Below are 25,042 nucleotides of genomic sequence, written 5' to 3'. Positions count from 1 at the left end.
TAAGGACCGTTATCTGTAGTGTTTGCTCGGCAACTATCCGCTTATACTGCGATAGCTCTGCCTCAAGCTCCTTAAGCTTTTTAAGCTGAGCTACCTCCATGCCTGAATACTTACTTTTCCACTGGTAAAAGGTGGGCTGGCTTATACCATGCTCACGGCAGATGTCTGCTACTGATTGCCCTCCTTCCTGGGCCTTGAGGATGCCAAGAATCTGGCTCTCTGTGAATTTGCTCTTTTTCATATTGTCTTCCCTTTTTAAAGATAGCACTTCTCTAATTTTATGTGCTACGGTTTATAGGGAAGCTTTCAAATAGATCTGCTCCAGCTTAATGTCGTTGATCTTGTATTCAAAATTCAGAAAAGCAAGTAATTTACTTCGTGTCGTACGCCATCTGCTAAGTGTCCCTTTAGCCAATTTCTGCTTCTCTACCTTTTTTTCCATTTTTTCAATCATGAAATCAATGGTCTGCAAAAGGGATTTGGTTTCATCAGGCTTCTTCTTATTCTGGTAAGATGCTTTTACCATTTCGGCGGAAACGTAATCGTGTTGGGCGGCAAGCAGGTCATAATGCTGTCGGAGCTTCGCCTTTACGCGGTCAATCGTTCCGTTGATCTGCCTGGAGTCGATACTGCTGCCTATAGCAATACCGGCTTCCTGGTTCCACATTTCAGGATTGACCTTGTGGCCTAATGACATTTCTGCCCGTTTACTGTCGACGGTCAGCCTCACAGTAATAGGGACTTTCCCATCTTTTGATGTTTTTGATTTCTCCAATATTAGAAGCATGGAGAGCTTTTCATTAACCTTCATAACACAACTTTTTAGGTGGACGAATGATCGCTCGAACCTAAAACCCTACCTACACAAACCTTCGGGTCAATCGAGGGTACCAAAATAAACAAATAAGTTTGGTACCCTTATGGGTACCCTTTTCGCTTGTTTTGCTTTGTATCTGATTGTTATGACTTTTTTTAAAAAACGCTGATTTTGAATTGTTTTAAGCGTTTTTAAACAAAAAAAGCCACTCTAGTGAGTGGCTTTCAGTGATTCCGCTGGGACTCGAACCCAGGGCCCATACATTAAAAGTGTATTGCTCTACCAACTGAGCTACGAAATCGACCGCTACTCGTTCGTTGAACGGAGTGCAAAAGTAAAGGCTTTGCTTTTAATTTCAAAAAAAGAGCCTCCTTTTCTTTCAAATATTTTTAGTATCTATACAAAGTAGCCAGGTAACTCCTTTTCTTATATTTGCCTCAACAAAAACTGACTATAGCATCTCCTTCATGAAATATTGCTTGCTATTACTGGCGGCTATTTGCCTTTTTTTCCCAGGCCAAGCCCAGCGTTTTAGCTACCGGCGGGATTATGAGCCTATGCTCCGGCGTAGCAAAGACCCGGCCGATGCGGTCTGCTATACCCGCCTGTTGCCCCGCTTTCTTAAAGGCGACAGCACCCTCAGCATATCGGAAATGCTGTACCTCATGATCGGATACACCGGACGAACACCCTTTACACCTTACGATGACTTGGTTACGGAAAAGCGGATATACGAATACAACAATAAAGCGCAGTACCAGACAGCAATTCACCTGTGTGATTCTTTCCTGAAGCGGCGTCCGCTCAACCAGCAGGCCATTATCGAGAAGGCCTATGCCTTCCACAAGCTAAACCGGCAGGATAGCGCTACCTGGTATAAGGCCCAGTTTGGCCGCTTGATGGCTGCAATGGATTGGAGCGCCGACGGGCGCACGCCCGACCATGCTATGTTTGCCATCGGTCCCCGTGACGGACAAAATTTCATCGACAAATATTACCATGCCGATCTGGGGCGTTCGGGCTCTGCAGAAGACAGCGACGGAAATTTTTGCGATATGTTGGAAATGAAATTCAAAAAAGGCGGGAAAGCACAATCCGTTACCCTTTATTTTGCCATACAGCATGCAGTCAATACTACTGCCGCGCCCCGGCGTCCGCAGCAACCATCTATGTCTAAACAGCGATAGTGATGAAAGCGCTTATACACCAATTCTTTGACGACTATACCCGGCGGTTCAACGATGCGCTCAATACTGAGACGCCCGATATCGAAGGCATGGCAGCGTGCTTTGCTTCCTGCTTTGTAGAGGCCGGACTAGCCGGTATTCATTGCAGCAGGAACAATACACAACTTCGCGACATGCTCCCTAAAGGATTTGCTTTTTACCGTAGCATCGGCGCCGTATCTATGAAGATAGGATCAAGGGTCATTACCCCACTCGACAAATGCCATGCCATGGTCAGGATCCACTGGCAAAGCCTCTATCGCAAACAAGAAGGGAACCGGCTGGAGATAGGCTTCGATGCGCATTACTTTGTGCAGGTCATCGATGGCACGGTGAAGATCTTTGCCTGCGTAACCGGCGATGAGCAAAAACAGCTTCAGGAAAAAGGCCTGACGCCTTATTCCTGATTTGAAGTACAGTCCCCGTCGACACTACAACCTGCGCTCCGCTTCGCTGATAGCCAGATCATTAATGCTCGCATAGCGTTTCCGCATAAGGCCCTGCTCATCAAATTCCCAGTTCTCATTGCCATAAGCCCGGAACCATTGTCCTTCAGCATTACGGTACTCGTACTCAAACCGCACGGCGATGCGGTTATCCATAAAGGCCCACAGCTCCTTCCTGAGCTTATAGTCCAGCTCACGCTCCCATTTGTCCTTGAGGAAAGCAACAATCTGCTCGCGGCCGTTAAGAAATACGGAACGGTTGCGCCATTCACTGTCGGGCGTGTAAGCCAGGCTTACCCTATGGGGATCTTTTGTATTCCAGGCATCTTCTGCCAGCTGTACTTTCAATGTCGCCGTCTCGAGGGTGAACGGCGGTAATGGCGGTCTCTGTTCCATACAGATCGTGTATTTGCGTCCTGCAAAGATAGACCAGATCCCGCTCCCGGGATGGTAGCGATCCACCGATATGTGGTATTTTTTACCGGTCGGCGCTTTCCATAAAAAGAAACAGCATTTCAGCCGGCCGCCGGAGATACGATGGTCAATTGCTTAAAGCCTGGAAAAGACTTTGCAGTTCGGGATAGCACTGCGGCCTTACTTTCCGGAACCGGAATTGTCCCTTTCCATTGTAGACCTGCTTAAGACAGGGATAGCCGGGGCCGTTCAATATAGTCCTTACTTTGTCGGGGTTGACATTGAGACAGAGATGATAGCCCACCATCTGCAAAGCCGCAAACAACTGCGGTTCGGCCCTTTCCTGGCTTTTGTGCACCAGGTAAATGGTATCTCTCTGGTCTACGACAGTCTCCATTTGTCCGGCATAGTTCCGGAGATAGCCCGACAGCTCCCTAAAGTGAGGCAGAAGCGGCTGATGATAATAGCTGGTCAACGGATGAAACAGTATTTTTTGCAAACATAAAAGATACCGCTAACCTGTGCGAACAGCCAACATCAATATGTGAGGATGAATGCAGGCAACGGTTTGCTACAGGCGTAGACACGTCAGCATGCGTTCAATACTATTTCATCCATGGATATGTAGCAACGGGCCACATGCGTTATTCTGTCAGGCCATCGAACATCGCCAGCATATGCGCCAGTCCTCCCGGGCTATGTAATATTTCTGTCTGGTCCATGGTAAGCCGCGCCGTCTCCCCTGCCCTGCTACGCATCTCCTGCTCGTATACTGCTATTGCCTGCCGGGTAGTAGCATGGTCTCCCATAAGGCAAAGACTCAGCTCCAGGGCATCGAGCATGGCCATGTTCACGCCTTCTCCCGCATAAGGCGGCATCAGGTGCGCCGCATCGCCCAGCAAGGTAATATCCGGCTGCGCTTCCCAATGCTGATCCGGTGGCATACAATATTGCGGGCGTGGCACAAAGGGCATAGTTGCCTGTTCTACCAGGGCCGACCAACTATCATCCCAGCCCTGGAACGCCTGACGGAACCAGGACAGTACCTCCCCTTTGTTCCCGAAGTCGATACCGCGCCACCAATCTTCAGCAAGCTTGCCGCCGGTGTAGAATACCAGGCTGCCGTCGCCCTTTGAGCTTAGTATTAATGTCTTTTCATCTCCCAGCACAAAAAGCTTGCCGCCATCGAGCCGCTGATGCAGCAAGGGTACGGTAACGGCCGACTGGTATACACTACCTTCAACCATGGTCACGCCGGAATAAAAGGGCTGCACAGCGGTGACCAAAGGCCTTACGACCGAGCGTGCACCATCGGCGCCGATGAGAACATCGGCCATTACCGTCTGGCCATTTTGAAAGGTCAGTTCCCAACCACCTTCCGCCTTCCGCTGCAAGGCCGTCAGCTGGCGATCCCATATTACGGTACCAGGCTGCAGCGACGCCAGGAGCAGATCGCGCAGGGGCCCTCTGTCGATCTCGGGCCGGAACAGGGCGCCATCATCATCATTCATCGGCTCGTCAAAGAGCAGGTTGCCCTGCTTATCCGCAATGCGCAGCTTATCGGCCCCGGGACGGTAACTCATCCGGAAGGCATCCATAAGACCTGCCGCTTCCAGCGCCCTTAGTCCCGACGCCACATGCAGGTCAAGCGTAGCGCCCTGTACCCGTACTTTTTCACTGGCATCGCGTTCGTATACCTGTACGGCAATGCCTTTCTGTTGCAGCAGCCTGGCAAGGGTAAGGCCTCCCGGACCACCGCCCACGATGGCCACTGTCTGATTCATGATCTCATTCATGTTATGATCGTTTGTACTTGTTTATTGATTTAAAAAACTGTCCATTGCGATATGCAAATAGGTAGACGATTTATTTTCCTGGCTTCTTCAGTCCCCTTATGACGGCTGCGGCAGCATCCAGCACCAGTTTTTCCGTAATGATCTGTCTGGGGCGGTCCCGGTATTCGAAATATTCCTGCACCAGGTCGAATAAAGGTGCAAACAGCAGGGCGCGGAGCACCTCATGCGGATAGCGGGGCAACAGGCCGGCACGAACGTGCCGTTGCAGGAACCGGTGTATGGGCGCAAAGAATGCCCCCATGCCGATATCCCGCTCCTGGTAAGCCTTGTTCAATAAAGGTGAAGACCGCCCATACTGCATGAGCACAAAACGCTCCCGGTTCTTCCTGAAGTAATGAAAAGTATTGCGCCAAATGGCGGTCACGCCCGCATCAAGCGTCATATCTTCGGAGAAATCCTTCAATACAGCTGTCTCATAAGCGCCCAGCACGACATCGATAAACAGCTTGACCAGCAGATCCTCTTTGTTTTCATATTTGATATAGATCGTACGCGGCGATATGCCTGCAGCCTTGGCCAGGCGCTGCATGCTCAGGTTTTCCAATCCTTCTTCGGCGATGATCCTGAGCGCTTCCTGCCGGATGGCCTCTTCTTTGACGACACTTTTGGGGCGCATATATAGAATAATTATAGCACAAAAGTAAGTAAACGATTATTTACTTAAAATAGATTTTAGCTATAGATAAAAAACACAAAGGATCGGGGGATTGCGGGCGGCATGACCTACTTGTATGTAACTGCCCAGTAGGACAATATCGTTCAGCTAAGTATTTTTCAAAGGAAAATTGCTTTAGTTAACCGCTGAGGTCGCTAAGGTGTATGCAAAGGGCCCAAAGACCTGCACGAAATACTTCATCAGGTAGTATTTTCCTGCTAAAAGGGAACAAGCCGGTAGCGTACGACGGAGCTGATCAGCTTGTCCCGGAGCGAAATGGAAGCGCTAAGAATATCTTGCTTCTTGAATAAGCAACCCTGCCATTGCTCCGTAGGAGCAAAAGGTCTGTAGACAAAGAAAAAAGCAATCCTGATATTGCTCCGTAGGAGCAAAATGTCTGTAGACAAAGAAAAAAGCAACCCTGCCATTGCTCCGTAGGAGCAAAATGTCTGTAGACGATTAAACGTCCCATATTGATTCAGCGGCAACTGACCTGAAAAAGAGAACCCGGCGCGATCGTAAATTCCCGTTTCAGGGACACGCCAGCTTTGAGTCTTCGGAATGGATAGACAATATTCATGCGGTTGAAATCATCCGCATCTTTCTCATATTCCTCGCCCTCGGTATAGTTCATCGGACTGACATATGCTTGCTTTTTGCTATTGTAGGTATAATTGAGTGTGTCTCCCGACACATCGGGCGCTTCGTTGTACCGGGGATTAAAAAACACGGTATCCGGGTCGGGGTTAGCGTTATTAAACGCGTCCAGGAATTCCCGTTCCTCCTCCGCATCGATAGCGCCGGCGGGGGCGATATCCTCTTCCGAAAAGGCCAGCCCTTTCGGTGTAAGGCGGGCCATAAAAGGGCGGTACTCGCCATGGGGCGTAAAGTAGGCCGCGATAAAATCGTTATAGCCTTCCAAGTTCTGAAAGGGATACAGCAAGGATGCCTCCGGCATGTCTCCGTTCCCATAAGGCTTATCTGCAAAAACAAAATCCTTTTTAACTCCCGGGAAGCAGTACACATAAGGATAGCTGAAACAGTTCGGATCGGGATTGAATACGCGCTGCAGCAAAGGCGTCGCCATCTCCACCCCAATAGTCCCGATAAAGGTCTCTTCATCGGAGAAGCGCTGAAAACAGATACGGGTGCTGTCCTTCTGATCCGGGTTGTGCCGGCCGTATAGCTGGAAACGGGCCGCGGGTGTACGCGGCGTAAAGGTCACAAGGTTATTTTTCGATAGCTCCCAGATACCCGTCTGTGCGCCTCCAAAAAAGACAATAACATAACGGTGGTTCTTCAATACATAAAGGTAGCTGGCGCCTTGCGGATCGCCTTTTACGCCGCGGTTGTATTTTCCATAAATGGCGCCGGTATCCTGTGCCATAGCAACAGGACCGGCATTGCCACATTGCAGCAGGAAAACAGTGATGGCTCCGGCCAATGCAGACTTCATACGGTTCCTTGACATAGGCTAAAGATAATGCATCCCCTTAAGACGCTGTACAGGATTGGATATCCGCTCTCTTCCGGAACGAATGTGCAGGAAGATAGATGCAATGTGCACACACTGGCACCTTACCTGCTGCAACATATTTTTCGTACCTTAACACCATACTGCCAAGAAAGCCATGCCCGATACCGCTCATTTCCTGGACCGCATCTTCAGCCCCGATCATTTTAGCAAAGAAGAGCTGGCGCTGATCCGTTCCCAATACACGCAGGTCCACTTTAAGAAACAGGACTACCTGCTGCGGGAAGGCCGCACCGCACAACATTACTGGTTTGTGGAGCGCGGGTTTATCCGCTCCTTTGCCATCGACACCCGCGGCAACGACATCAGCACCAATTTCTACACTACAGGGAATATCGCGATCGACTGGCCTTCTTTTTTTCTTCGCAGCCCTACCCGGGAAAACATGCAGGCGCTTACAGACTGTACCTGCTGGCAGCTGGGCTTCGAGCGCTTTCAATCCCTGTTTCACAGTATCGAACGTTTTCGCGAGCAAGGTCGCACCACCCTGGTGGGCAGCTATTTCGAGCTCAAAAACCGGAGCATATCCATGATCGCCGACCCGGCCAAAGACCGGTATAAGCGGCTGCTGGAAGAAAAGCCGCACATCCTGCAAAATGTTTCCCTGAAGCAGATCGCAACCTACCTGGGCATCACCGATACCTCACTCAGCCGCATCCGTAAGGAACTGGCGCAGGAACAATAGCCGCCGCATTATTTCTTGTCTTATGGCAAGTGCTTTCCTGTCAGCCGCCGGTAATTTTGTATCCATCATTCACACAAAAAAATGATTATGGAAAAGCTACAGGATTTTATGATGCTGTTCCGGCTGACACCGGACCCCAATCACCAGCCTACCGCAACAGAGCTGAGCAGGCAAAAACAACAATGGGGCGAATGGATCGCCGGTATTGCTGCGGCGGGCAAGCTGGTTGGCACCACCCAGCTCGGCTTCAATGGCAAACAGTTGTCGGCAGATAACAGGGTGCTGGATGGCATTCATCTTGCAGGGCAAACAGCCGTCGGCGGCACCCTTACAGTAAAAGCAGGAAGCCTGGACGAGGCATTGCAACTGGCACAGGGTTGTCCTATCCTTCATATCGGCGGCAACGTTGAGATCAGGGACACCATCCCTCATTCCTTTTAATACGACCTGCTTATGAAAACAATATTCGACCCCGAAACACGGGCTGCATTGACCGGGAGGATCGGCCGTCTCGAACAGGGATGTAAAGCGCAATGGGGAAAGATGAACGTATACCAGATGCTGAGGCACTGCCAGAAAAACGAAGAACTGTTCCTGGGACACAAGCTGTACAAAAGACTGCTGATGGGACGGCTGTTGGGGAAAATAGCGCTCAGGGACATACTCCGGGATGAGCGGCCCATGAAGCATAATCAGCCTACACACCCTGAATTCAGGATCAGGGAGAACGGCGACAACATCAAGGGCGAGCGAGAACGCTGGATCGCGCTGCTGAAAGCCTATGATGCTTATCCTCTCCGGGAATTGGTGCATCCTTTTTTCGGCCTGATGACGAAGGAGCAGATCGGCCGCTTCGTCTATAAGCATACGGATCATCACCTGAGACAATTCGGTCTTTAATAGCTGGCAATCGATGGTGCAATTTCCAAGTGATAATTCCAAGTGAATAATTGGCAATTTCCAAGGGAATAGTTGGCAATAGGTAGTTGGCAATATTCAAATCCCAATACCCAAATCCCAATACCTAATACCCAATACCTAATACCCAATACCTAATACCCAATACCTAATACCTAATATGCTACCCATCTTGTTTGCCGCGCTGCTGCCGACCGCAATGTTTTTATTATATCTGGGTACCGGAAGAGACAAGCGCCTGCTGGTCGTATGCCTGGCGTGGACTGTGGCCACGGGTATACTCGCCGGCTACCGCTTTTTTGAGAACACAAAGGCAATGCCGCCGCGGATGCTACTGGCCATCGTTCCGCCATTGGTTTATATTACCTGGTACGTAAGGAGAACGCCGGCCAGCCGCTTGCAGCCAGCATACCTGCTGGCGATACATACGCTGCGTCTGCCGGTGGAGCTTATCCTGTACCAGCTATATCTACAGGCAAAAGTTCCTGTATTGATGACTTACAGAGGCTGGAACTTCGATATACTGACCGGCATATCGGCGATCCTACTGCTGCTGACCGGCATTACCCGTCGCAGCAGCGCCGGCGCCGCTGCTCTTTTCCGGATCTGGAATATCATCGGGCTTGTTCTCCTGGCTATTATCGTTGGCATAGCCGTATTGTCGGCGCCGCTTCCCTTGCAGCGGCTGGCTTTCGACCAGCCCAATGTCGCCCTGCTTTTCTTTCCCTATACCTGGCTACCAGCCGTGGTGGTACCCGTGGTACTGCTATCGCATCTCCTTTGCCTGAAGCGTAAGGTAATATGATGGTAAAAGACCAACAGGCGAAGAGGCCATCTCAAAAGGCCTCTTCGCCTGTTACGATCCTAAATCCTGCCGATAGATCAGGCATTAAGGCCGCCGTCGATAGTAATCGCCGTGCCGGTAATGAAGCGCCCTTCTTCGCTGGCCAGGAAGGCCACCAGGCCGGCAATGTCGTCGCCGGTACCGTATTCAGACAGGGCCATCCGGCTCCGGAGGAAATCGGCCAACTCGGTGTCGGAAGGATTCATGTCGGTATTGATAGGACCGGGCTGTACCAGGTTAACAGTAATATCACGGCCGCCCAGGTCGCGTGCAAGGCCACGGTTGAAGCCTGTAAGGGCCGCCTTACTCATCGTGTACAAGGTAGATTGCGGTCCCAGGGCATTTTCGGCCATATTACTACCGATAGTAATGATCCTTCCACCGGCGGGCATCTGCTTTGCTACGGCCAGCGCCGCCACATAAACGGCGCGTACATTGACCCCCATTAGCTGCTCATAGTCGTCGAGAGTATGCTCCTCAAAGGCACGGCCGATGTAGATACCGGCATTGTTGACCAGTATATCTACAGGGCCTTCTTTGGCGATGGTACCGGCTATAGCTGCAGTAAGCGCCGCAGGATCGCCACTGTCGGCTTGTACGGCACGGGCATAGCCGCCATCTGCTTGTATCGCCGCTACCACCGCTGTGGCTTGTTCCTGTGACCTGGAGTAGGTCAATATAACCCTGGCGCCCTCGGCAGCCAGTCTTTTGCTGATCGCCACACCCATTCCCCGTCCGCCGCCGGTAATAAAGGCGGTCTTGTTTTCCAATCGTTTCATATACAGTTTCAAATTTTTATTCAAAAGTAGCGGCAACTGCTTAAATTTGTCCGTACGTATTAAATTGTATGGTACTAACAAAAAAGTAAGAAATGAGAAAAGAGAGCTCTACCAACGCCCTGAATGAAAAGCTGCTTAACGATAGCTGCGGCATGGCCAATGCCTTATCTGTACTGGGCGGCCGCTGGAAGCCGGCTATCCTGTGCCGGCTTGTTCATGGTAAGATGCGCTACAGCGATCTGAAGAACAGTATTGTCAATGTTTCGGAGCGTATGCTGATTGCGCAGTTGCGCGAGCTGGAGAAAGACCAGGTGATCCGCCGTATCGTGCATCCCGTAGTGCCGCCTAAGGTCGAGTATGAGCTTACGGAACTGGGAAAGACCATGAAGCCATTGCTGAAGGCTATGTCGGACTGGGGCAATATGCATCGGCGCAGTACGGAGCCGGAGTTTGAGCCGGCACACAATGATTGTGTGCTCACCTAAGCCGACCATAACAGGTAAAATGCCCGCCGCACAGCGCCAGAGGACAGTCTGGCCAATCAATGTTACCGTCTAAGCACTTTGTAGCGTATTTTACCTCCGGTAAATAAAAAAAAGCACCAGAAGGTGCTTTCCCTGTTGTATTGCCTGTACCAACATATATAACCAAAACCTTTTGCTGAGCGTCTTTTATGCTTGCATCAACCGGTAATATTACAGTAGACAAGTCAAAAGTAGGCCGCCTTCTCCAGGGACACAATACCCGCAAAAGAGTAGTTTCAACTACCTGCTTTCCCGGATTTTTATTCCGGTGAAATTCCTTTTATTTTGTTTTTTCATGATCCGTCCCTTTCACCTGCTCATCGGGCTGCTGCTATTGCTATCGCAAGCCGCGGCACTACCGGCGCAACCGGCAGGCGACCGCTATGATGACAGTATGCAGGTATTGCTCCGGCGCCCTCTTCCGGACAGTATCAAAGCGAGGTTGCTGCTTGAGCTGGCCAACTACTGGAAGGCTAACGACAAAAGCCGGTCGCGGCTTTACCTGGATCAGGCCAGGCCATTGGCTGAGCGGCACGACTATCTGCGGGGTATCTATTACTGGAGAGAAGGCAGTTTTTGGTACCCATCGGATCCGGACCGCTGTCAATCCTACTTGCTGCAAGCCGACAATCTGTTACAGTCCTACAAAAACAGGGAAGCCTTACAGATGCGATCCAAGATATGGTGGGGCTATGCCAGTTGCCTGCAGCTAAAGGAAGACGACCTGTCGTATGCCGACGTTATCATAAATAAGGCTATTCCGCTGGCACGCCAGGCCCGGGATTCGACGCTGATGGGGATACACTATAAGAGCCTGGGTGTTCTGTTTATGAATGCCGGTCAGTATGATAAGGCCGAACATTACCTCCATCAATCGCTGGCGCTCACACGTTCCGTCGCCAACAATACCAAAGGGCTGCTGCATATCTATGCATGGCTGGGAGAAACGTATATTTACCTCGGACGCTTGCCCAAAGCCAAAGCCGTGCTGGACACCATGCGATTACTACTGCCCGGGGTTCCGGGCGCTAAGATGCGTATGGGCTATCATAAGGTATCGGGGTTATATTTTCACCATGCACACCAATATGCCCAGGCCTTGTCCAGCTTCAACAACGGTTTGTCGGCTGCCGGCTCCGACGATTACCTGAGCCATAACGAGCTTACCTTCCTGAAGATAAAAACGCTGATCGCTGCCGCCCGTTACCAGGAAGCCGATACACTGATGAAGACATTCATGGCAGGGGAAGGCATCACTAACCTTACCGGGACACAGATGCCTGTTTATGAGGCTATGGCAGAATTATATGCAGGTCTTGGCCAGCCGCTCCGGGCCTATGAATTCCAGAAGAAATACAGCACACTACTGGACAGCCTTTACCGGAGCCGGCTGCTTATAGATGTCAATGCACTGGAGATCAAATATAAAAACACCGAGATCAGGCAAGAAATGGCTACCCTTAAAGCCCGGAACGAGCAGATCGCACTACGTGACCGGAACAGCCGTCTCCTGAGCTGGCTGATGGCGGTTATCAGCTTGTTACTATTCGTTGTAGCTTTGCTATCCTTACTATACTACCGGAACAGCCGGAAGCTGATGCGTCAAAGGGAGCTAAACTACCGGCATCATTTGAAAGAGGTTGCCCAACAACAGCAATTGCAGTTTGGACAGGCTGTGCTACAAGGCGAGGAGCAGGAACGGCGCCGGGTGGCGCGGGATCTGCACGATGGGCTTGGCGGTATGCTGGCCGGCGTAAAGATCAATTTATCGGGGCAGGTGGACGCGATACCCAATGGCAGGCGCACCGAGTGGACCAGGATCATGGGACAGCTGGATCATTCGGTAACGGAGCTCCGGCGCATTGCCCACAATATGATGCCGGTGAACCTGCTTAAATTCGGCTTGCATACCGCGCTGAAAGATCTCTGCGAATCGTTGATCACGCCCGCTACCCGCATCGATTTCCAGGCATTGGGTCTTGGGGAAAAGCTGGACGAAGAAACGCAGATCCATATTTACCGCATCGTACAAGAGCTGCTGTCCAATGCGATAAAGCATGCAGAGGCCCGGCACATTATCCTGCAATGCAGCCAGGACGGCAGCACCTTCCTCATCACCCAGGAGGATGATGGTAAAGGCTTTGATCCCGTGGCTACGCCGCCCGGCATGGGATTGAGCAATATCAGGAACCGTGTGGGCTTTCTCAACGGGCGTATGGAGATTGACTCGTCTATTAATGAAGGAACCATTATAAATATCGAATTATATGTTGGAGCATAAAGTAAAACTCGCGATCGTAGACGACCACCTAATCGTGCTGGAAGGGCTGCAAAAGCTGCTGACCAGCGCCGGAGACATTGAAATAGCCGGCAGCTTCACTACAGGCGCCGCTTTTATCGATTTTCTAAAAAGCAACACAGTGCATATTGTGTTGCTCGATATTACCCTTCCCGATGTCAATGGCATGGACCTGTGCCGTGATATCAAAAAGCTGTCCCCCGACACACATGTGCTGGGCCTGAGCAATCATAGCGAACGAAGCATGATCGTACAGATGCTGCACAACGGCGCGACCGGTTACCTGCTGAAAAATGTATCGGCCGAAGAGCTGACCCAATGTATCCACGAGGCGCTTAACGGCCAGGTCACCTTCAGCAAGGCAGTAAGAGAGATCATGGCCCGGCCATCTATGACGGAGCTCAAAGGCGTACCGCAGCTCACCAAAAGAGAAAAAGAAATACTTAAGTTCATCGCCGATGGGAAAACAACTTCCGCTATCGCCGCCGAGCTGTTCCTGAGCCCGCTTACCGTCGAAACGCACCGGAAAAACCTGATGCAGAAATTTGAGGTAAAGAATGTGGCGGCGCTCATTAAGGAAGCCGTACAGAGACATATGATCTAGAATTACCCCTGTAAATGCCTGCCGGGCCAAAACAGCTTGACGGGTCGCCAGCTGATCGCCGGCGACCCGTCTTTTTTTCCGACATCTCGCAAGCTTCCGGATCAAATCAAGTATCGCATTTTTCCTGGCTGCTGTATCCGGGACCAACCTGCTGATGCCCCCCCGGGTGATGCCGTCGCCGCCAACCCTTAACAGATACCCCGGTATATTGTCTACCAGTCCGAACCTTATGCATCGCCAGGGGTTATACAGGCGGTAAGCAGCCTTCACCAGGCGGTATTTTCCCCCAAATTTTCTCCCCATGAGCAGGAAAAAGCAAAGTTTTTTTGAGCGGACGGCCAACAGGATCACGCAATGGACCGGCTCTTCCTACGCCTTCGGCGCAGCGGCCTTATTGATCATTATCTGGATCGTATCCGGTCCTCTTTTCGGCTATTCCGACACCTGGCAGCTGGTGATCAATACCGGTACCACGATCATTACATTCCTGATGGTATTTCTTATCCAGAAAACGCAGAATAAAGATTCAAAAGCCATACAACTCAAGCTCAATGAGCTTATTGCAGCCAGCAAAGAGGCCAGCAATCGTATGGTTGACATTGAAGACCTGGACGAAAAAGAGCTCGATCTCCTGCACCAGTTCTATAGCCACCTGGCAGAACGGTCGCAAAAGGACATAGCCCTCCATCAGTCCCATTCGATCGACGCCGCCGACAAGATCCATGATAGTAAGCTACAGCTACGCCGCAAAACAGGAGAAGACAGCACGCAGCTATAAATTATGCCAACACCCAATAGTCTGGGCATAGAAGAAATATAATATTTTTGCGCGCAGCTTAGAACAAAATGACGAAATACTTGTTTCCACAAAGATTATCAGGACGGCTTAATGCCATTACACCCTGCTAATTTACCCTTGCATATGGGAAAAAATATCTACTTGGTAGAAGATGATCCTGACATTAGAACAATCGTGGAATACTTGCTTGCCGAACGGGGTCTACAGGTGACCAGTTGTGCCTCTATAGCCTATTTCAAACAGCAGCTAAGTCTCACCCTTCCCGACCTTATCATACTGGATATTATGTTACCCGATGGGAACGGCCTTCAGCTTTGTCATGAACTGAAGACTGGTGAACATACGCGTCATATCCCGGTCCTGCTGATGTCGGCCAATATCAACAATAAGATCGCAGCCCAGGATTCCGAAGCAAATGACTTTATCAGCAAACCTTTCGATATCGATGATTTTACTACCCGGGTGCAGCAGCAGATCGCCTGAACAATGACTGGATCAATCCTATAGCACAAAACCAATAATATGACAACAACCAACGGAACACCCCGTTCTATTGTACTCGCACTGATCGATGCTTTGAATAAAGAAGATTTTGAAAAAGCGCGAGAATATACCAGCGACAACATGACATTTGAAGGCGTGCTGGGGAAACGCGACGGCGCCGATGCCTATTTTGAGGATATGAAAAAGATGAAGCTAAAGTATAAGCTCCAGCAATCTTTCGAAGAAGGCAAGGATGTCTGCCTGTTCTATACCCTGGATATGGGCGGGGCCAATGTTTTCTGCGCGGCCTGGTACCAGGTAGCCGGCGATAAAGTCACTTCGCTTAAAGTCGTTTTTGATCCAAGACCTGTATTGGCACAGTAACATAGGTCCACTGCCTGAATCAGCTATCCCTCGTCTGTATCCTGCAGCGCCTTCCTGAGCACGATCATATGATTCAGCAATAAACGGTTTTCAAAGATGGGAACGGGATAATGATCCCGGTAAAAATGCTTACGGATACGGTCGATCTCGAAGCCCGCCTTCTGATACAGGTATAGCGGACCCCAGGCAGCGTTGGAAGTACCAACATCCAGCCAGCGGAAACCCATATCCCGCGCGGTTGTTATCGCATGGGTGAGCAGATGGAAGCCTATACCTCTACCCTGCCATTCTCTTGCTACCGCTATATTCATGATCTCGCACTGACGCGGACCGGTGATCGCCAATACATAAACGCCCACTATCTTTTCCGCTTCCTCCCACACATACAGCGAAGCGCCGTGCAAATAACGGCCGATCGCTTCCTTCGTTTCATCGGCGAGCAGCAACAGCTCAAATGGAATCGCTTCACCCGGCTGAAGCGCCCTGATCGGCTTTTGTTCTTTCGACCCCATAATCCAGTTCGTATTTTTCCTGCAAAGAAAAGGAAAGTGACTTGAGCAATAGACAAATCTGACTATCTGGATATAGGAAACAGGATACAATTCGCCTCCAATTAACGGCTGCTGAGCTTGTCGAAGCATCATCTTTGTCCTTTCGACGAGCTCGAGGACCGGCTTTGTTTCCTATATCCGGATAGTCACTTAGACAAAAACCCTGGTTTTGCCCTGCTTCTTATTACTGCTGCCGGTCCGGCCGCAATTTTACCAACTCATCATTTTATTCATCTAACCGGTGCCGGGAAACCCCCAAGAACCATTTTGTTGTTGCTATGCTTCACAGCGATCCATCCCGTTATTGTATTCTTTCCGGTGGCCCCGGCATGGGAAAAACAACCCTGATCCACCACCTGACCGACCTTGGTTACGCGAGCTTCCCAGAAAGCGGCCGCGCCATCATCAGGCAGCAGCAGGCGACCGGTGGACAGGCGCTGCCCTGGCAGGACCGTGAAGCCTTTGCAAGACTCATGTTCCGGCAGACACTCATCGACCGTAAAGAGGCTATGGACAAACAAGGGCTTGTTTTCTTTGACCGTGGGCTGCCGGATGTAATCGGCTATCTTGAATTTTGTGGCCTGCCCATCCCGCCGGAAATGGAAGCGGCAGCCCGGGATTACCGCTATCACCGGCTGGTAGCGCTTACTCCTCCCTGGCCCGGGATTTATACTAAGGATCCCGAGCGGAGGCAAACTTTCGAAGAAGCTGTAGCTACCTACCACATGATACAACAGGTCTATATCCGTTATGGTTACGAGCCGGTAGTGGTCCCCAAAGGCGATGTCCGGCACAGGGCCGCTTTTGTAATAGCCTGTATGTCCCGGTAGCGGTTCCGATACAAGAATACGCTGTATGATCAACCGGGAAAAGAGAAGGGTTTACGGCGCCTTGTAACCAGCCATCCTGTACAAATTAGGCTTCGTGGCCTACAAATAACGATCCGCTTCCACCGGATTGGGATCGGCTACCTGTATAGCCATATCCCTGCTATAGATTTGTTATCAGCATTACAGACCGGAATCCAAACCCGACCGAACATATCTAAAATCGTATAGCCATGGCCCAGACTCTTACACCCACCTCCCCTATCTCCACCTGACCTTACCGACAATTATTGTTGCTCCTTGCTTATCCAGCCGGCCTGCCTACGCAAGCCCGCCCCTCTTCTGTGCCGGACACGCAAGGCTATTGAAAAAATCCTTTTCCACAATTTAAAACGCAAATGCTATGCACACACGATTACCAAAACCGGGTGGTACCAATCAGAGGAAACCACTCCTTACCCGTAAGGGCGCTTGGGCCCTTTTTGCCTTCCACGCAGCGCTGATGACCGCGCCTTATGCCGGCATGGCACAGTTTACCGATGCAACCACATTCATCATGAACAACAATGATGTAAAGCATTATGTACTGGACAAGTTGCCCAAAACGGGTATCTGTATTACTGCCGGCACTATCTTTTACCCCGGCGGAGATCACGGTATCCAACTAAAGGTGATCCAGAATTATCCTGGCATGCCTCCCCTGACCATGGTGAACCGGGAGTTTAACAACAGTGGTTTTGACGAACGTCCCATTGGCGTGCATTTTATCAACGACAAAAGGGACCAGGTGGTAATCGTCGCTTCGAGGCGGAATATGACCCAACCGGAACCGGACAAGATCGAGATCCTGGTTTCGGGCGACGGTGGCGATCATATTGCTTCGCAGGTTATTGTTGCCGACGCGGGAGCCAATGACTGCCTGTATCCTATGTCTACTGCTATTTCGGGCAGCACCTTGTATATCTGCGGCTATAGCGCCGAGCCTAACGCCCTCTGGCCCAACGAGCCCGACAATTTCACGCCCAAAAAAGTATTCGTGCTCAAGTATTCTCTGGAAGATCAGGTAGTTGTCGCTTCCAGGCTCCTTGACTATGTGCCGCCCACCGGCGTGGTCTACGACTTTGATATGGCTACCAGGATAAAGCTGTTGGATAACGACCGGCTGTTTATTACCGGGAGCTGCAATGCCTACAATAGCCTGCTGATGCCGCAACTACTGGCCAATGAGCCGCAAAGCGCCGGTATGTATTGTGCTACCCTTTCGCTCATGATGGATAAGGATCTGAACCTACTCAGCGATAAACCCTTCAGCGAGTTCAATTATTTTGGCGGTAGTAACGGCCATGCCGAATACGGTACCGATATATGGGAAGATGTAAGCGGAACAGGCTTCTTCATCTTTGGCAACACGCGTTATGCATTCCCCAACAATGTTCCTTTTGACATGCGTTTTTATACCATTACGCATGTCGATCCCAATATGGATGTCGATCAGCTAAACCGTTATCGTGGTCCGGATTTCGATAATGGCTGGAGCGTGAACATTGTTGAGACCGACAAAAGCGACGAGGTAATTCTCAGTGGTTTCCAGAGCGGCCGGCCTTATGGCCCTTCGCAATACCCGACCAACACCGCTAATATCAATCCCTTCCTTACCCGCATCGCGCCCCGGTACAATGGCGACAGCATCATCATTGACACCAAATGGTTCAGTACCATTTTTTCCGCCGAAGGTACCGGCGATGCCAATATCTATACCAACAATTACCTTGGCCTGGGCAGCTATTTCAGCAGTATTGCCCATACCCCCGTTAATGCCATCACCGATCTCAGCACCGGCAGCAACGACGTCATCCTTACAGCGCCTATATGGAACAGCAATGCCAACAAACTCAATATGAAGCTGGCCCGTATGGACGACAATGGAGACATGGCTAAATGCCCTTATTATAAGGATCATATTCCCCAGCACATCCTGTACTCCGTCTATGAATCGGAAAAAGGCCAAAGTCTTCCTTCCGACCTGGTGGCATCGGCTACCGGTAACCCTACCGAGGACGATATCGTTCTGAAAACGGCTTCCTGCATCGATAAGGTGTTTAAACCTACCGGCATCGTATCGGGAAACAAGACAGCACCTGCGATATCGCTTCACCCCAACCCTGCCCAGGACTATATCCAGTTTGAGGCAAATGTAGCAGACGGCCAAAGCACCATTACCCTTACGCTCACCGATGTCAGCGGCAGGACAGTCGCTGCACTGTATTCGGGAAAGGCCGATGGACTGGTCAACAGGAAATTGTACCTGCCTAAATTGGCGAAAGGAGTATACGGGCTCTCGTATCGCATCAGCAACGGAACAAGTGGTGTGAAGAAGCTCGTCATCCGTTAGCTACCGGCAAGAACATCCTTATTTCCATTACACATCCATTTCAAACCATCCACTTTAATCTACAAACGACTTAAACATGAAAAAGAAAACGTTTCGCCTGCTAGCCGGCCTCATCGCGCTTACCGGCTCTGTCGCTACCGCCCAGAATGCTGTGGTTCCACTCTATTTCCATGGCAGCCCCGCCACTATGAGTACCCCTAATGCCATACAAGTCCTGTATAGCACGGTTTGCCAGATCAACTACAATTACAGATCCAATAACGTCGCTGTAAGCTTTTTCATTGCAGGTATCGATGATTCCAATCCTGCTTATGGCGCCAATGCCTATGCCGGGGGCATCAATATTTATAATGGCCAGAATGATAATACCAGCGATGGATATTCGAAGATCAAGGCTGCCGGGATCGATGCATCGGTTCTTACCCATGAGATAGGTCATTGCCTCAGCCTGCTACATCCCGAAGGCAACAATCCTCCCGGCAGCGGTTGCAGCGGCGCTGGCGACCCGGATTGCTGCAGCGATACACCACCGGTTATCAATGGCAACTGGATGAACCAGGGCAATATGGGTACCGGCACATTCACTGCCTGCCAGGCGTCCAGGGTATATTCCAGCTGTATCGGCCATGGCTTCAGCACTTCCGGAGCACTTAGCTTTTCATCCAATTATGTGGTCCCCGTGGAATCACTGAACCCTGCAACTGGCTTGCTGGGCTTCAGGTTTGACAATGGCTGCCCGGGTGCGGCCCTGCCCAATTATATAACCTGCGAGATACATACCTACTGCGGTAATGGCGCCGACCAGTCGGTGATCAACCAAACGATCACCAATTACAGCCAGCCTACATACATCAGCAATTGCTGGGGTATCCGCTATATCATCTATAAGTTTGCCTACAACGGCGGTAATATGATCCATACAAAAAGGGTAGATTACAATTATACCAACCCCAATGCTTGTGCCTGTACGCTCACACCACCGGGCGGCGAATCCAAACCAGCCGCTCCCGGTAGCCCTGATCCACTTATGACAAGCGATGAAAATAAGCTCTATATTCATACCGATGCCACACAGCTTTTCTATCATGCCAATAATGACTACGAGCGTATGGTGATCTATGATATGGCCGGCCGCAACCTGAGCAGTCAGCAGCTTACCGGCAAAGAAGGCCACATTGACATCAGCTCACTACCCCATGGCATCTTCCTGTTCAAAGCTATTGGTCATGACGGGAAAATCAAGGTATTGAAATTCCAACGCTAATTCCGGTGAATTGATCCGCCACCCAAAAGGACCCGCACTACTGCGGGTCCTTTTTACTATATGCCAAGCGGATATGGCTGTTTTCGAAAATCATGCCGGGTGCCGGAAGGTCGCTTCCGATTGCATCCCTGGCCTCAATTATAAACATTGCTATGCCGGCATCGGATCAAGCGGAATTTCCGGAAGATTGATAAAAAACAAATGGCTATCCGGATAAAGGAAACAATTTTTTGTACGTCTATAAATACCAGCCAACACGCTTTGGTTTACCCGTCTTCTTGTTTGATGTTAATATATTTTTCTTTTTTGCTCCGCCAAAAAAGAAACAAAAAAGGCGGCAAAAAAACAATGCTCCGCTGTTTTTTTGTGGCCAACACACCCGGGCTTAAAAACAGCTATCAACGTCAATACCGCATTGCCAGGCATAGGATCGCAGATCAACATTTTAATAAATTAACCAACAGGATCTTTTTTTCTTTGCTCTAATCTCCCTCTGCTTCCTGCTGCCGGAATCCAGACCTGGTGGAGCAAGCTACCAATACCCGCCAACGACCATTGGAAAATGGCTCGCAATACCCGTACGCCTAAAATTTGTTTGATTAAGTCTTGACGTTACCGCCTATACTCTTTAGCGCTAAACCTTCAAAAGATCATCAAGACATATCTCTACCCAAATTTTTCTATTGATTCGTTCTTTCCCCAACTTTTCCGCCTGACCCCTGGCATCTGCGTGACATTGGTATATCTTATCACAAATAAATGTCCTCGCTATCTTCGGATAACGACTAAGTCAGGAAACCCCTTCCCTCCGCATACGGTTAACTAACGCGTTTAGGAGAACGGATGGGAATGCCTCTTACTATCGGAGGCGGCGGTGTATTTGCTTCCGGCTGCAGATGGTCCATGATCGACGCTACATCATCGCGGGAAATGAACTGTTGCAACATGTGCTCCTCCATTTCCCTGCTGAAAAAATATTCATTGAAGGCATGTTGCTCAGTCTTATTCCTATCCAGCGCATCGAGGAAACCGGCAGCCCAGCGTTGTACTGTATGGCGCGACAGGCTTCGCTGCATGGCGCCAAGGCGTCGCAGCTGCTCCCGCACGGGCATGATCAAACCTTCAAAAATGGCATCTGCCAATTCCTGCTCGTTATGCGGGTTAATGATCAACGCCTGCGTCAGCTCCTGTGCAGCGCCAGCCAGCTCGCTGAGGACCAGCACGCCTGGCGATTCCGTTTTGCTGGCGATGTATTCTTTACTCACCAGGTTCATGCCATCGCGCAAGGGCGTTACCAGTGCCACGTCAGCCGCAGCATAGAGACCCGATAACATTTCCGGATCTAACGAGCGATACCAATAGCGGATGGGCTCCCAATCAAACCCGCCATAACGCGTATTGATGTCGGAAACCAATTGGTTGACTTCTTCTTTAAGCTTGTGGTACTGGGATACCTGGTCTCTCGACGGCACGATCAGCTGGATAAATATCACTTTTTCATGAAATTCGGGATGCTGCTCCAGGAAACGATCGTAGGCTTTAAGCCGGTGCAGGATACCCTTACTGTAGTCCAGCCGGTCTACAGAGACCATCAGTTTGCGACTGCCACAAAAATCAAGGATGCGATCCCGCACCTTCTTTACTATGGGCATGCAGGATAGGCTCCTGTATTTTTCATAGTCGATACCCATCGGGAAGGCCTCTACTGTTATGGTCCTGTCTTCCACCAGTATCTCATTGGACAATACCGAAGCATCCAGGAACCCTGTATCTGTTAGCTGCTGCGTCACTTCAATAAAATGATCAACATCCATTTGCGTATGAAAACCGATAATATCTGCGCCGAGCAGTCCTTTCATCAACTCATTACGCCAGGGCAGGAAACGGAACATTTCAAAATTGGGGAAAGGAATATGCTGAAAGAATCCTATCGATGCCCCCGGCAGCCGTTCCCGTACCATATCGGGCACCAGCAGCAAATGATAATCATGGATCCATATTTTGTCTCCGGGCGCTGCCAGCGACACTATCTTCTCGGCAAACCTCAGATTAACCATTTTGTACACTTCCCATTGATCTGCCTTGAAGCATGCATAATCTGGGAAGTAATGAAAGAGTGGCCATAGGGTCTCATTGGAGAAGCCTTCATAAAAATCCCTGACCTCCTTTGTGCTTAGCGGAACCGGCGCCAGGCGCTGCTTTTCGAGATGTGCCTCGATGCGCCGGAATTCCTCTGCGCCGGTGGAGACGCCGGGCCAACCGATCCAGATCGTATTATCTTTACCATAAATGCTGGACAAGCCTGTTGCCAGGCCACCCTCGCTACCCTGGCTCAATATCTCACCCTCCTGCAAAGTAATTTTTACAGGCAGCCGGTTAGAGACAATTATCGTCCTGGATTCCTTCATCATGTGCTTGGTGGTTAAATGGTAAAGCGGAGGTAAATAATACCGCAAAAAACGTTCCTTAAAGGCGCCCGGCACCAACAATTCTGCAATCGTTAAACATTCAGCTGCTTACAGATAAGCCGGCAGATATAGGTTTGTTTTCCATGCTTGGACATTGCCACAGGTTGTGTAAATAAGACCCCGAAGCGATGCCGGGCAAGGATTTCCCCATATGGTAAGGTTATCTTAATATTGACAGGACCTATCCGATATCAGGCTGATTATACCCTATCTGCGCTAACCTTTTATACCGGTTGTTGTTACTTCTGACCATCCTTAAAACAATCGATTCCATTATGAGTACGAAGGCCAGGGTATCGCCGGCAATACCACCGGACGGTATCAAAAGAGTCGTGATCAAGAATGTAAGGCCGGCCGTAGACGGAGGACAATATCCGGCAAAAGGGGCCGAAGGTTTCCTGCAGTACTTCAAAGCAAATATTATTGCCGATGGCCATGATAAGCTTTATGCCCGTGTGCTGTTGAAAATACCCGGAAGCAAAGCCTGGCAGGCGATCCCTATGACGCTTGTGCATAACGACCTCTGGCAAGCCAGCTATAAGCCCGAAATTACCGGCCTGGTGGAATTCAGAATCCAGGCCTGGATAAGTGAGTTGGATAGCTGGCGCGACGCCACGGAAAAGAAACGGCAAGCCGGTATCGATACTACGCTGGAAGAAAGAAGGGGGTTCATGCTATTGCAACACCAGTTGAAGCTAGCCTCAAAAGCAGAAGAAAAAACATTAAAGGGATTCCTGGACAGCCGCGAGGGTATCCTGCCTTCAGATATACCCGGGGAACTGTACAACTGCCTCCTTCTGCTTGTACCCAAAGAACGCATCAGTGTAACGGATAGTTATTTTATCGATATCGAACGCACGCGCGCCCAATTCAGCACCTGGTATGAGCTGTTCCCCAGAAGCTGTGCAGCAGCACCAGACCAGCATGGGACCTTCGCCGACGTTGCCCGTCAACTGCCTTACCTGGCCGCCGCCGGCTTCGACGTGCTTTACCTGCCACCCATCCATCCTATCGGCAGGCAGAAACGTAAGGGAAAGAACAACAGTCTTATCGCAGGGGAATCTGATCCTGGTTCGCCCTGGGCCATCGGCAGTGAAGAGGGCGGGCATAAGAGCATTCACCCGCAATTGGGGAACATGGCCGATTTTAAGAACCTGGTGCGGGAGGCCAAACGGCAAGGGATTGACATTGCCATGGACATTGCATTTCAATGCGCGCCTGACCATCCGTATGTCCAGCAGCATCCCGAATGGTTCCGGTGGCGGCCCAACGGTACGGTACAGTTTGCCGAGAACCCGCCCAAAAAATATGAAGACATTTTGCCTTTCGATTTTGAATCGACCGAATGGCCCGCTTTGTGGGAAGAGCTGCTCAGCATCTTCCTGTTCTGGATCGGGAAAGGGGTCACCATTTTTCGTGTTGATAATCCCCATACGAAATCGTTGCGGTTGTGGGAATGGCTGATCTCATCGGTAAGAGCGGAATTTCCAGAGGTGATCTTCCTCGCGGAGGCATTTACCCGTCCACACATTATGGAACACCTGGCCATGGCCGGCTTTACCCAATCTTACACTTATTTTACCTGGCGCAACAGCAAGCAGGAGTTGCAACAATACCTGACAGAGCTCACTAAGGGACCGCAGCAGTATTTCTTCCGCCCCAATTTCTGGCCCAACACGCCCGATATTCTCCCGGAACACCTGGTCACCGGCGGCGACAACATGCATGTGATCCGCTTATTGCTCGCAGCCACACTGTCTTCGAGCTACGGCATTTACGGACCGGTATTTGAAAGAGGAATCAATAAGCTCATGCCAGGCAAGGAAGAATATAGCGACAATGAAAAATACGAGATCAGGCATTGGGATACGCTTCCCGATACGGCGATCAGCAGAGCGATCGTAAAGATCAACCACATCAGGAAAAGGTTCAGGGCCCTGCAGCAAACCAATAATATCGAATTTCTCGATACATCTAATGAGCAGATCATGGCTTATGTCAAATACAGCGAGGAAGACGGGGAGCATCTGCTCATCGTCATCAGCCTTGATCCGCACCACGCGCAAAGCGCCTGGATCCATACGCCCAGGGCCAGGCTGACTGGCGACCGCGGCGATATCTTGTATCTATCCGATGAGCTGAACCAGGAACATTACCAATGGGACCAGGACTGGAACTATGTAGCCCTGGAACCTGGGTTCAAACCGGCGCACATTTTCAGCATAGCCAACCAACCCACGCAATCTTAATTAAACACCCCCTCAAGTTGAGAC

26 protein-coding genes and 1 tRNA gene are annotated in these 25,042 nt (G+C 50.4%); 16 read left to right on the top strand and 11 right to left on the bottom strand.

Annotated features, from left to right (window positions below; genetic code table 11):
- The 3 genes from tnpA to DZK30_RS22135 all read right to left on the bottom strand — a co-directional run.
- Positions 1–241, bottom strand: a 241-nt coding sequence (gene tnpA, locus DZK30_RS22145; protein WP_162903334.1) for an IS66 family insertion sequence element accessory protein TnpA, incomplete at its 3' end; no start/stop codon positions are given.
- Between the two features lie 51 nt (positions 242–292).
- Positions 293–811 carry an Arm DNA-binding domain-containing protein gene (locus tag DZK30_RS22140; protein WP_118976363.1) on the bottom strand — a complete coding sequence of 173 codons (519 nt, stop codon included), beginning with the start codon at positions 809–811 and terminating at the stop codon, positions 293–295.
- A 234-nt stretch (positions 812–1,045) separates the two neighbouring features.
- A tRNA-Lys gene (locus tag DZK30_RS22135) sits at positions 1,046–1,118 on the bottom strand.
- A 166-nt stretch (positions 1,119–1,284) separates the two neighbouring features.
- Here DZK30_RS22135 and DZK30_RS22130 point away from each other — a divergent pair.
- Positions 1,285–2,004 carry a DUF4919 domain-containing protein gene (locus tag DZK30_RS22130; protein ID WP_118976362.1) on the top strand — a complete coding sequence of 240 codons (720 nt, stop codon included), beginning with the start codon at positions 1,285–1,287 and terminating at the stop codon, positions 2,002–2,004.
- Between the two features lie 2 nt (positions 2,005–2,006).
- Entirely contained in the window at positions 2,007–2,450 is a 444-nt protein-coding gene (locus tag DZK30_RS22125) for a hypothetical protein (protein WP_118976361.1), read from the top strand.
- A 24-nt stretch (positions 2,451–2,474) separates the two neighbouring features.
- Here DZK30_RS22125 and DZK30_RS22120 read toward each other — a convergent pair whose 3' ends face one another.
- The 5 genes from DZK30_RS22120 to DZK30_RS22095 form a co-directional block, all read right to left on the bottom strand.
- Positions 2,475–2,885: a nuclear transport factor 2 family protein gene (locus DZK30_RS22120; protein ID WP_118976360.1), complete on the bottom strand. Its 411-nt coding sequence runs from the start codon at positions 2,883–2,885 to the stop codon at positions 2,475–2,477.
- 145 nt (positions 2,886–3,030) lie between these two features.
- Positions 3,031–3,402 carry a hypothetical protein gene (locus DZK30_RS22115; protein ID WP_162903333.1) on the bottom strand — a complete coding sequence of 124 codons (372 nt, stop codon included), beginning with the start codon at positions 3,400–3,402 and terminating at the stop codon, positions 3,031–3,033.
- Between the two features lie 145 nt (positions 3,403–3,547).
- On the bottom strand, positions 3,548–4,699 hold the full coding sequence (locus tag DZK30_RS22110; RefSeq protein WP_118976358.1) for an FAD-dependent oxidoreductase: 1,152 nt from the start codon (positions 4,697–4,699) through the stop codon (positions 3,548–3,550).
- 70 nt (positions 4,700–4,769) lie between these two features.
- A complete protein-coding gene (locus tag DZK30_RS22105; protein WP_118976357.1) occupies positions 4,770–5,375 on the bottom strand; it encodes a TetR/AcrR family transcriptional regulator in 606 nt (201 codons plus the stop codon).
- 517 nt (positions 5,376–5,892) lie between these two features.
- A complete protein-coding gene (locus DZK30_RS22095) occupies positions 5,893–6,885 on the bottom strand; it encodes a hypothetical protein (RefSeq protein ID WP_162903332.1) in 993 nt (330 codons plus the stop codon).
- A 160-nt stretch (positions 6,886–7,045) separates the two neighbouring features.
- Between DZK30_RS22095 and DZK30_RS22090 the strand changes: the two genes are divergently transcribed.
- The 4 genes from DZK30_RS22090 (at position 7,046) to DZK30_RS22075 (ending at position 9,356) form a co-directional block, all read left to right on the top strand.
- Positions 7,046–7,633 carry a Crp/Fnr family transcriptional regulator gene (locus DZK30_RS22090; protein WP_118976354.1) on the top strand — a complete coding sequence of 196 codons (588 nt, stop codon included), beginning with the start codon at positions 7,046–7,048 and terminating at the stop codon, positions 7,631–7,633.
- 87 nt (positions 7,634–7,720) lie between these two features.
- Positions 7,721–8,074 carry a YciI family protein gene (locus DZK30_RS22085; protein WP_205529528.1) on the top strand — a complete coding sequence of 118 codons (354 nt, stop codon included), beginning with the start codon at positions 7,721–7,723 and terminating at the stop codon, positions 8,072–8,074.
- A 12-nt stretch (positions 8,075–8,086) separates the two neighbouring features.
- On the top strand, positions 8,087–8,533 hold the full coding sequence (locus DZK30_RS22080; protein WP_118976353.1) for a DUF1569 domain-containing protein: 447 nt from the start codon (positions 8,087–8,089) through the stop codon (positions 8,531–8,533).
- A 178-nt stretch (positions 8,534–8,711) separates the two neighbouring features.
- On the top strand, positions 8,712–9,356 hold the full coding sequence (locus DZK30_RS22075; RefSeq protein WP_162903331.1) for a hypothetical protein: 645 nt from the start codon (positions 8,712–8,714) through the stop codon (positions 9,354–9,356).
- A gap of 77 nt (positions 9,357–9,433) precedes the next feature.
- Here the strand turns inward: DZK30_RS22075 and DZK30_RS22070 are convergent, their stop codons facing one another.
- The gene (locus DZK30_RS22070; RefSeq protein ID WP_118976351.1) at positions 9,434–10,174 is read right to left on the bottom strand and encodes an SDR family NAD(P)-dependent oxidoreductase; all 741 of its coding nucleotides are present in this window, start codon (positions 10,172–10,174) and stop codon (positions 9,434–9,436) included.
- A gap of 92 nt (positions 10,175–10,266) precedes the next feature.
- Here DZK30_RS22070 and DZK30_RS22065 point away from each other — a divergent pair, with 92 nt between their 5' ends.
- From DZK30_RS22065 to DZK30_RS22040, 6 genes are all read left to right on the top strand, one after another.
- Complete coding sequence (locus tag DZK30_RS22065) at positions 10,267–10,659, top strand: winged helix-turn-helix transcriptional regulator (protein ID WP_118976350.1); 393 nt, start codon at positions 10,267–10,269, stop codon at positions 10,657–10,659.
- 334 nt (positions 10,660–10,993) lie between these two features.
- Positions 10,994–12,979, top strand: coding sequence for a tetratricopeptide repeat-containing sensor histidine kinase (locus DZK30_RS22060; protein WP_118976349.1), 1,986 nt, complete (start codon positions 10,994–10,996; stop codon positions 12,977–12,979).
- On the top strand, positions 12,966–13,601 hold the full coding sequence (locus DZK30_RS22055) for a response regulator transcription factor (RefSeq protein ID WP_118976348.1): 636 nt from the start codon (positions 12,966–12,968) through the stop codon (positions 13,599–13,601). The genes DZK30_RS22060 and DZK30_RS22055 overlap by 14 nt, the downstream gene beginning before the upstream one ends.
- A gap of 301 nt (positions 13,602–13,902) precedes the next feature.
- A complete protein-coding gene (locus DZK30_RS22050) occupies positions 13,903–14,379 on the top strand; it encodes a low affinity iron permease family protein (RefSeq protein WP_118976347.1) in 477 nt (158 codons plus the stop codon).
- 144 nt (positions 14,380–14,523) lie between these two features.
- Complete coding sequence (locus tag DZK30_RS22045; RefSeq protein WP_162903330.1) at positions 14,524–14,883, top strand: response regulator transcription factor; 360 nt, start codon at positions 14,524–14,526, stop codon at positions 14,881–14,883.
- A 39-nt stretch (positions 14,884–14,922) separates the two neighbouring features.
- Entirely contained in the window at positions 14,923–15,267 is a 345-nt protein-coding gene (locus tag DZK30_RS22040; RefSeq protein WP_118976345.1) for a nuclear transport factor 2 family protein, read from the top strand.
- Positions 15,268–15,290: 23 nt separating this feature from the next.
- Here DZK30_RS22040 and DZK30_RS22035 read toward each other — a convergent pair whose 3' ends face one another.
- Entirely contained in the window at positions 15,291–15,779 is a 489-nt protein-coding gene (locus tag DZK30_RS22035; protein ID WP_162903329.1) for a GNAT family N-acetyltransferase, read from the bottom strand.
- A gap of 317 nt (positions 15,780–16,096) precedes the next feature.
- Here DZK30_RS22035 and DZK30_RS22030 point away from each other — a divergent pair, with 317 nt between their 5' ends.
- The 3 genes from DZK30_RS22030 (at position 16,097) to DZK30_RS22020 (ending at position 20,301) form a co-directional block, all read left to right on the top strand.
- Positions 16,097–16,648, top strand: coding sequence for an AAA family ATPase (locus DZK30_RS22030; RefSeq protein WP_118976343.1), 552 nt, complete (start codon positions 16,097–16,099; stop codon positions 16,646–16,648).
- Positions 16,649–17,048: 400 nt separating this feature from the next.
- Positions 17,049–19,037 (top strand): T9SS type A sorting domain-containing protein, encoded by a 1,989-nt coding sequence (locus DZK30_RS22025; protein ID WP_162903328.1) that lies wholly within the window; start codon positions 17,049–17,051, stop codon positions 19,035–19,037.
- Positions 19,038–19,113: 76 nt separating this feature from the next.
- Positions 19,114–20,301: a T9SS type A sorting domain-containing protein gene (locus DZK30_RS22020; protein ID WP_118976341.1), complete on the top strand. Its 1,188-nt coding sequence runs from the start codon at positions 19,114–19,116 to the stop codon at positions 20,299–20,301.
- Between the two features lie 818 nt (positions 20,302–21,119).
- On the opposite strand, the gene DZK30_RS22010 is transcribed toward DZK30_RS22020, so the two are convergent.
- Positions 21,120–22,712 (bottom strand): bifunctional alpha,alpha-trehalose-phosphate synthase (UDP-forming)/trehalose-phosphatase, encoded by a 1,593-nt coding sequence (locus tag DZK30_RS22010; protein ID WP_118976339.1) that lies wholly within the window; start codon positions 22,710–22,712, stop codon positions 21,120–21,122.
- Positions 22,713–23,044: 332 nt separating this feature from the next.
- Here DZK30_RS22010 and DZK30_RS22005 point away from each other — a divergent pair, with 332 nt between their 5' ends.
- Positions 23,045–25,018, top strand: a complete 1,974-nt coding sequence (locus DZK30_RS22005) for an alpha-1,4-glucan--maltose-1-phosphate maltosyltransferase (RefSeq protein WP_118976380.1) — start codon at positions 23,045–23,047, stop codon at positions 25,016–25,018.
- Positions 25,019–25,042: the final 24 nt, after the last annotated feature.

It is taken from the genome of Taibaiella koreensis (assembly GCF_003545715.1).
GTDB lineage: Bacteria > Bacteroidota > Bacteroidia > Chitinophagales > Chitinophagaceae > Taibaiella > Taibaiella koreensis.
This window is presented reverse-complemented; position numbering and strand designations above follow the sequence as displayed.

Bases quoted from the DNA above. Each gene is read 5' to 3' on its own strand.
- DZK30_RS22060 (WP_118976349.1), top strand. From the start codon at position 10,994: ATGATCCGTCCCTTTCACCTGCTCATCGGGCTGCTGCTATTGCTATCG.
- DZK30_RS22090 (WP_118976354.1), top strand. From the start codon at position 7,046: ATGCCCGATACCGCTCATTTCCTGGACCGCATCTTCAGCCCCGATCAT.
- DZK30_RS22080 (WP_118976353.1), top strand. From the start codon at position 8,087: ATGAAAACAATATTCGACCCCGAAACACGGGCTGCATTGACCGGGAGG.
- DZK30_RS22125 (WP_118976361.1), top strand. From the start codon at position 2,007: ATGAAAGCGCTTATACACCAATTCTTTGACGACTATACCCGGCGGTTC.
- DZK30_RS22075 (WP_162903331.1), top strand. From the start codon at position 8,712: ATGCTACCCATCTTGTTTGCCGCGCTGCTGCCGACCGCAATGTTTTTA.
- DZK30_RS22110 (WP_118976358.1), bottom strand. From the start codon at position 4,699: ATGAATGAGATCATGAATCAGACAGTGGCCATCGTGGGCGGTGGTCCG.
- DZK30_RS22120 (WP_118976360.1), bottom strand. From the start codon at position 2,885: ATGGAACAGAGACCGCCATTACCGCCGTTCACCCTCGAGACGGCGACA.
- DZK30_RS22055 (WP_118976348.1), top strand. From the start codon at position 12,966: ATGTTGGAGCATAAAGTAAAACTCGCGATCGTAGACGACCACCTAATC.
- DZK30_RS22070 (WP_118976351.1), bottom strand. From the start codon at position 10,174: ATGAAACGATTGGAAAACAAGACCGCCTTTATTACCGGCGGCGGACGG.
- DZK30_RS22010 (WP_118976339.1), bottom strand. From the start codon at position 22,712: ATGATGAAGGAATCCAGGACGATAATTGTCTCTAACCGGCTGCCTGTA.
- DZK30_RS22040 (WP_118976345.1), top strand. From the start codon at position 14,923: ATGACAACAACCAACGGAACACCCCGTTCTATTGTACTCGCACTGATC.
- DZK30_RS22085 (WP_205529528.1), top strand. From the start codon at position 7,721: ATGGAAAAGCTACAGGATTTTATGATGCTGTTCCGGCTGACACCGGAC.
- DZK30_RS22005 (WP_118976380.1), top strand. From the start codon at position 23,045: ATGAGTACGAAGGCCAGGGTATCGCCGGCAATACCACCGGACGGTATC.
- DZK30_RS22030 (WP_118976343.1), top strand. From the start codon at position 16,097: ATGCTTCACAGCGATCCATCCCGTTATTGTATTCTTTCCGGTGGCCCC.
- DZK30_RS22045 (WP_162903330.1), top strand. From the start codon at position 14,524: ATGGGAAAAAATATCTACTTGGTAGAAGATGATCCTGACATTAGAACA.
- DZK30_RS22140 (WP_118976363.1), bottom strand. From the start codon at position 811: ATGAAGGTTAATGAAAAGCTCTCCATGCTTCTAATATTGGAGAAATCA.
- DZK30_RS22050 (WP_118976347.1), top strand. From the start codon at position 13,903: ATGAGCAGGAAAAAGCAAAGTTTTTTTGAGCGGACGGCCAACAGGATC.
- DZK30_RS22105 (WP_118976357.1), bottom strand. From the start codon at position 5,375: ATGCGCCCCAAAAGTGTCGTCAAAGAAGAGGCCATCCGGCAGGAAGCG.
- DZK30_RS22065 (WP_118976350.1), top strand. From the start codon at position 10,267: ATGAGAAAAGAGAGCTCTACCAACGCCCTGAATGAAAAGCTGCTTAAC.
- DZK30_RS22025 (WP_162903328.1), top strand. From the start codon at position 17,049: ATGCACACACGATTACCAAAACCGGGTGGTACCAATCAGAGGAAACCA.
- DZK30_RS22035 (WP_162903329.1), bottom strand. From the start codon at position 15,779: ATGGGGTCGAAAGAACAAAAGCCGATCAGGGCGCTTCAGCCGGGTGAA.
- DZK30_RS22095 (WP_162903332.1), bottom strand. From the start codon at position 6,885: ATGTCAAGGAACCGTATGAAGTCTGCATTGGCCGGAGCCATCACTGTT.
- DZK30_RS22130 (WP_118976362.1), top strand. From the start codon at position 1,285: ATGAAATATTGCTTGCTATTACTGGCGGCTATTTGCCTTTTTTTCCCA.
- DZK30_RS22020 (WP_118976341.1), top strand. From the start codon at position 19,114: ATGAAAAAGAAAACGTTTCGCCTGCTAGCCGGCCTCATCGCGCTTACC.